This is a genomic window from Streptomyces sp. NPDC017943 (genome assembly GCF_044328425.1).
Taxonomy (GTDB): Bacteria; Actinomycetota; Actinomycetes; order Streptomycetales; family Streptomycetaceae; genus Streptomyces; species Streptomyces djakartensis_A.
Map to the genome: position 1 here is coordinate 1 of NZ_JBIRHH010000049.1, position 5453 is coordinate 5453.

The 5453-nt window shown below is 67.5% G+C and carries 1 protein-coding gene and 7 pseudogenes; 4 read left to right on the forward strand and 4 right to left on the reverse strand.

The genetic code is table 11. The features are described from left to right. Window positions 1-114: 114 nt before the first annotated feature. Together ACH4C6_RS35720 and ACH4C6_RS35725 are read right to left on the reverse strand one after the other, a co-directional pair. Window positions 115-294: pseudogene (locus tag ACH4C6_RS35720) on the reverse strand (IS110 family transposase); the annotation flags it as partial. A 27-nt stretch (window positions 295-321) separates the two neighbouring features. Continuing rightward, a pseudogene (locus tag ACH4C6_RS35725) lies at window positions 322-681 on the reverse strand (hypothetical protein). Window positions 682-743: 62 nt separating this feature from the next. Here ACH4C6_RS35725 and ACH4C6_RS35730 point away from each other — a divergent pair. Both ACH4C6_RS35730 and ACH4C6_RS35735 read left to right on the forward strand, forming a co-directional pair. Then, a pseudogene (locus tag ACH4C6_RS35730) lies at window positions 744-1244 on the forward strand (IS5 family transposase); the annotation flags it as partial. Further along, a pseudogene (locus tag ACH4C6_RS35735) lies at window positions 1238-1441 on the forward strand (hypothetical protein); the annotation flags it as partial. The pseudogenes ACH4C6_RS35730 and ACH4C6_RS35735, both read left to right, overlap by 7 nt. Here ACH4C6_RS35735 and ACH4C6_RS35740 read toward each other — a convergent pair. Together ACH4C6_RS35740 and ACH4C6_RS35745 are read right to left on the reverse strand one after the other, a co-directional pair. Then, a complete protein-coding gene (locus ACH4C6_RS35740) occupies window positions 1386-1526 on the reverse strand; it encodes a hypothetical protein (RefSeq protein WP_398112760.1) in 141 nt (46 codons plus the stop codon). The pseudogene ACH4C6_RS35735 and the gene ACH4C6_RS35740 sit on opposite strands and share 56 nt — an antisense overlap. A gap of 245 nt (window positions 1527-1771) precedes the next feature. Beyond that, window positions 1772-2041: pseudogene (locus tag ACH4C6_RS35745) on the reverse strand (transposase); the annotation flags it as partial. Between the two features lie 563 nt (window positions 2042-2604). On the opposite strand from ACH4C6_RS35745, the pseudogene ACH4C6_RS35750 reads away from it, so the two are divergent. Both ACH4C6_RS35750 and ACH4C6_RS35755 read left to right on the forward strand, forming a co-directional pair. After that, window positions 2605-4046 (forward strand): annotated as a pseudogene (locus ACH4C6_RS35750) (NF041680 family putative transposase). 118 nt (window positions 4047-4164) lie between these two features. Beyond that, window positions 4165-5339, forward strand: a pseudogene (locus tag ACH4C6_RS35755) (IS701 family transposase). Window positions 5340-5453: the final 114 nt, after the last annotated feature.

Genomic DNA, 5453 nt, shown 5'->3' on the forward strand with positions numbered 1-5453 from the left:
CGCCTGCACGAGGCCGTGCTTCACCGGCTCGACGACGCCGGTCTCATCGACGTCACCCGCGTCGTCCTCGACACCGCCCACGTCAGGGCTAAAAAGGTGCCTCTATGGGTTTCGTCAAGCTGTAGCTGGGGTGGGTGGCTGGTAGAAGGTGCCGTCTCGGAGCATGGCGAAGAGGACGTCGATGCGGCGTCGGGTGAGTGCGATGAGGGCTGCGACGTGGTGTTTCCCTTCGTGGCGTTTTCGGTCGTAGTAGGCACGGGACTCTAGGTGGGTGAGTGAGGCGAACGCGGCGAGGTCCTGTCCGACGCGAACGGACTACCCCTACGCGTCGGAGTCTCCGCCGCAAACGTCCACGACAGCCAGGCCCTGAAGCCCATGATTGTCGATGCCGGGTTCTCGAACAATCAGCCCGTCGGAGCACCAGAAGTAGCGGCCGCCCAGGTCCTCGCCGGTCTGAACCCCCTTGTCCATCAGGCGCTCGACCTCCGCGACTGTGAACACGGTTGCGCTTCAGCGTGAGCCGCCGTCTACCAACCGGACCTCGACGTCGACGTTGCAGACGGCATCCAGGTCCTCACCTGCGCCGGGCAGGAAGGACGCCACGAAACGGTCCGTACGGACGCGGTACCAGGGTTCCTCCCATCCCTGTTCAGTGGCTTCGGGCTGTGCACTGTTGGTCATTCGGGGAGTATCACGAGCCGATCCAGTGGGCTCAACCAGGTTCTCTGGCAAGCTCCTACGTCGTGACTACCGACCTTGTCCCCGATGAACTGTGGGAGCGAATAGTCCCGCTGCTGCCAGAGCGGCCTGCGCGGCGGGAGCGTCACCCCGGACGGCTGCCGGTGCCGGACCGGGTTGCCCTGGCCGGCATCATCTACGTCCTGCGCAAGGGAGTGGCCTGGCGAGATGTGCCCAGTGAGGTCGTGGGCTGCTCGGGAGTGACCGCCTGGCGCCGACTGCGGGACTGGACCGAGGCCGGTGTCTGGCCTCGCTTGCACGAGGCACTCCTCACCGAGCTGCGGGCAGCAGGCTCGCTGGACATGGATGATGCTGCGATCGACGGCTCCGACATCAGGGCCTTGAAAGGGGGGCTCATGTCGGGCCGTCGCCGGTGGATCGCGGCCGCCCCGGCTCCAAGCACCATGTGATCGTCGATCGTCTCGGCACCGCTCGCTGTATCCTTGACCGGCGGAAATCGGCATGACGTCACACAGCTGATCCCGCTCCTGAACGCGATGAGGCCGGGAACGACGGGCTGGGTGCCCGGCGGGCGGCCGTGGTGCTTGGCTGGGACAGTGCCTCGGCCTCACGCGTCGAGGGCGCGAGAGCACGGCTGAAGAGGCTGGTGGAACGGGGCTGGCTGGTGGAGACCAAGCCCGGGAGGTTCACCTTGCCGTCAGGACTGCAGGCCGACGAGATCGTGCGGCCAGGCGGCGGCTCATCAGGGCGATCATCGACCAGCGGACGACCGCTTCGCTCGTGTCGGTGCGGCGTTCGTAGTCCCTGACCAGGCGGCGGCTGCGCAGAAACCACGCAAAGGACCGCTCGACGACCCAGCGGCGGGAAAGGGCCTAGAAGCCCCGGACGTCCTCACTGCGGCGGACGATATCGAGGACGAGGCCGAGGTGCTGGCTGGTCCAGTCGGTGAGGTGGCCGGTGTAGTCGCCATCGGCCCAGACCGGGCCAGCCGCCGGAAGCGGCCGGCCGCCGCTAGCAGAAGGGACCGGGCGCCGTCCCGGTCGGTCACGGACGCCGGTGTGACCAGCACGGCCAGGAGAAGTCCGAGCGTGTCGGTGAGCAGGTGCCGCTTGCGACCGTTGATCTTCTTGCCCGCGTCGAAGCCCCGTGAGCCGAAGGTGACGGTGGCGTCTGCCTTCAGCGACTGCGAGTCCACGACCCCCGCGCTCGGCTCGGCGCTGCGGCCTTCGCCGGCGCGGACGGCTTCCCGCAGCCGGTCGTGCAGCTCGGTGACCAGTCCCGTGTCCCGCCAACGGGCGAAGAAGGCGTAGACGCGCGGCCAGGGCGGGAAGTCCGCGGGCATTGCCGTGGTGAGGGACCTTCTGCCGGTGCCGGGCTGGCTTTCAAGCCGAGGCGGGCGTCCGGAGGGTTACTGCCACCGGCAGATGATCGACGCAGTGCGCTACCTCGTCGACAACGGCATCAAGTGGCGGGTCGGCCCACTCGGCATCGCTCATGTCCGAGCCGTATCGGGGCCGGCGCTGTGGCCGGTCGACCGCATTCCCGAACCTGTGGGCGAGGCAGTCACACGCACGAGTGGACGAACTGGACTCAGCGACCACGACCACGCGACACTTCGACAACAGGGCCTCTTGCTTCTCGCTGGACTCGACATCCGAGAGCTATCAAGAGGCCCTTCCTTCATGCGCCCGACCCGGACAACTCACCCGAACCAGGAGCCCGTTCGAACCTGCCCGACCGCGCGAGCGGATAGAGAACAGGCAGTTAGCTTGTTCCGTTTCTTCCGGCTTCGAACGGTGTCTCGAACTGGGTCGCTCACCTGGGGGTTCGCCGGATGTAGGGGCGGCCTTCGTCTGATCATGTGCTCCGACCAAGGTGCACGTGATCACGACGAAGGCCGTGAGGGTGAGTCTGCTGCCTGATGCTGTCCGGAGGGAAGCGTTCGCGGAAGCGTCACGCTTCCGGGGAGAGTTCTACGAGTGCCTGACCGTATGGCGCGATGAGTTGTTCGAGCTGGCGGATGCCGTGTTGTGTGCGGACGGCGCGGTGAAGTCCCCGGTGGACCTGACGCTGCTGCCCGAGCACCGTCGTGGGCACGGAGCGATGTATGGCGGCCTGAACCACGGCCGGATCGACGTCGGACGGCTGCGGGCCGTGCTGGCCGGGCTGTCGCTGTCGCGTTTCGACGGCGGGCGCCTGGCCCTGGCGGTCGATGTTTCGCCGTGGCTGCGTTCGGACGCGCCGTGCTCGGCGGAGCGGCTGTTCTGTCACGTCTACGGGCGTGCGAAGACGGCCTCGCAGTTCATTCCGGGCTGGCCCTACTCCTTCGTCGCCGTCCTGGAGCCGGGTTCCACGTCCTGGACCGCGATTCTGGACGTGGTCCGGCTGGGACCTGCCGACGACGCGACCGCGATCACCGCAGCCCAGCTCCGAGGAGTCGTCGAGCGGCTCATCGCCGCTGGTCAGCGGCGGGAGGGGGATCCGCATATCGTGGTCGTGAGCGATGCCGGCTACGACGTCACCCGCTTGGCCTGGGTCCTGCGCGACCTGCCGGTCGAGCTGGTCGGCCGGGTCCGCTCCGACCGTGTGATGCGTCTGCCGAAGCCGCCGCGGATGCACGGAGTCAACGGCCGGCCGCCCAAGCACGGCCCAGAGTTCCGCTTCGCCAAGCCGGAGACCTGGCCCGAGCCCGCCATCACCACGGTCACCGACACCACCAACTACGGCAAGGCCGAGACACAGGCATGGGACCGGGTCCACCCACGGCTCACCCACCGCTCCTCATGACTCGACCACGACGGCGAACTCCCTTTGGTTGAGAGCACGTTGATCCGGTTGAAGGTCGAGCATCTGTCGAAGGACCGTGAAGCCCCGCCGGTGTGGTTATGGTCCTCCAAGACCGGCGCCACACCGGACGACGTGGACCGATTCTGGCAGGCATTCCTCCGCCGCTTCGACCTGGAACACACCTTCCGCTTCGCGAAGCAGACCCTGGGCTGGCCCCCCCCAAACTCCATACTCCCGATGCAGCGGACCGTTGGACCTGGATCCTGATCGTCGCTCACACCCAGCTCCGACTCGCCCGGCCGCTCGCCGCGGACCTCCGCCGGCCCTGGGAGAAACCCGCCACTTCCGCCCGGCTCACCCCGGCCCGGGCCCGCCGGGGGTTCAGGAACATCCGCGCTCACCTCGCCTGCCCGACCCGTGTTCCCAAACCCCGAGGCGCCGACCCTGGACGGCCACCCGGCGCCAAGAACACACACCGGGCCCCCCGCTACGACGTCGGCAAAACCGTCAAACGCTCCGAGACCCTCAAGGCCATCGGCAAGCCCGGAAGATCTTGGTAGATAAAGATCAAAGTTAGTAACGTTTCGTTACGTTGAGTGATCACCGCTGGTGGAGGCAGCCTTTCGGAAGTTGGGGGAAGTGGAACGGCTCCGGGGCGAGTTGGCGGAGTTCGTGCCAATGTGGTCGATGCCGCGTCGGGACCAGCTGCGTTGGGGCGAGTACTATTCGCGGGGTCTGATGCTCGATGGCCGGCGGAAGTCGGTCCAGGCGATGGCCGAGTGTCTGCCGGACGGGAACATGCAGGCCCTGCAGCAGTTCGTGAAACCAGTCGCCGTGGGATCCGCTGCCGGTCAGGCAGCGGATCGCCGAGCGGCTGACTGAGGTGATCACACCTGAAGCGAGGGTGATCGACGACGTGTCGCTCCCCAAGTGCGGGCGAGGGTCGGCCGGGGTGGCCCGCCAGTACTGCGGGGCCGTCGGCAAACGGGCGAACTGCCAGGTCGCGGTCAGCATCCAAGCCGTCACCGACCTTGCGTGCTGCCGGTTGAACTGGCAGTTGCATCTGCCGCGCGAGTGAACGGACGATCCGGACCGATGTCGCAGGGTGGGAGTACCCGACGACATTCGTCAGCCGGAAGAATTGGCGTCTCGCGCTCGGCCTACTCGACACGCTCGGCCAGTGGCGGTTGAAAGCGCCGGCGGTGACCGCCGACGCGGGCTACGGCGTCAGCACCCCTTTCCGGACCGGCCTCGAGCAGCGTGAGCTCTCCTATGCACTCGCCCTGACCGGGAAGGAAGTCGCCCACCTGGAGGAGGCCGAGCCGCAGCAGCCCTCGCTTACGGCGGGCTCGGTCCGCCGACGCTGGCCCGCTACCGCACTTCGCCACGAGCGGTCTCGGTCCTCGCGGTCGAGGCCGGTGCCAGCCGGTTCACCGAGGTGACCTGGCGGGCAGCAAGGGCGCGATGGCCTCACGGTTCGCGGTGCTGACCGTGAGGCCTGCGCGAAAGCAGTCCCTCCCCGCAGCCCGGGAGGCGGGCGGTGGCCGCAGCAGGTGGGACGGCGTCCTGCCTATCAAGACGCTCCTGGTCGAGTGGCCGAAGGGCCAGGACGCTCCGACCGGGTATTGGGTATTGACTGTGCCCGCCACCACCCCGGCCGCCGACCTGATGCGGTGGGCGAAAGTACGCTGGCGGATCGAGCACGACTACTGCGAACTCAAACACGCGATGGGCCTGGACCACGTTGAGGGCCGCACCTGGCGCGGCTGGCACACCACGTCACTCTCGCCACCGCCGCCCAGGCATTCCTCACCTTCAGGCGGCTCGACCCAAAAGCCCGCACACCGGCTTAACCCTCTACCAGGTCCTCTAAGACTGTGTCCTACGTGGTGAGGTGGACGAGTCGTTTGTAGCAGCAGATGGTGGCGGCGAGGCCGAGGAAGGCGAGGTAGTTGCGGGGGTTGCGT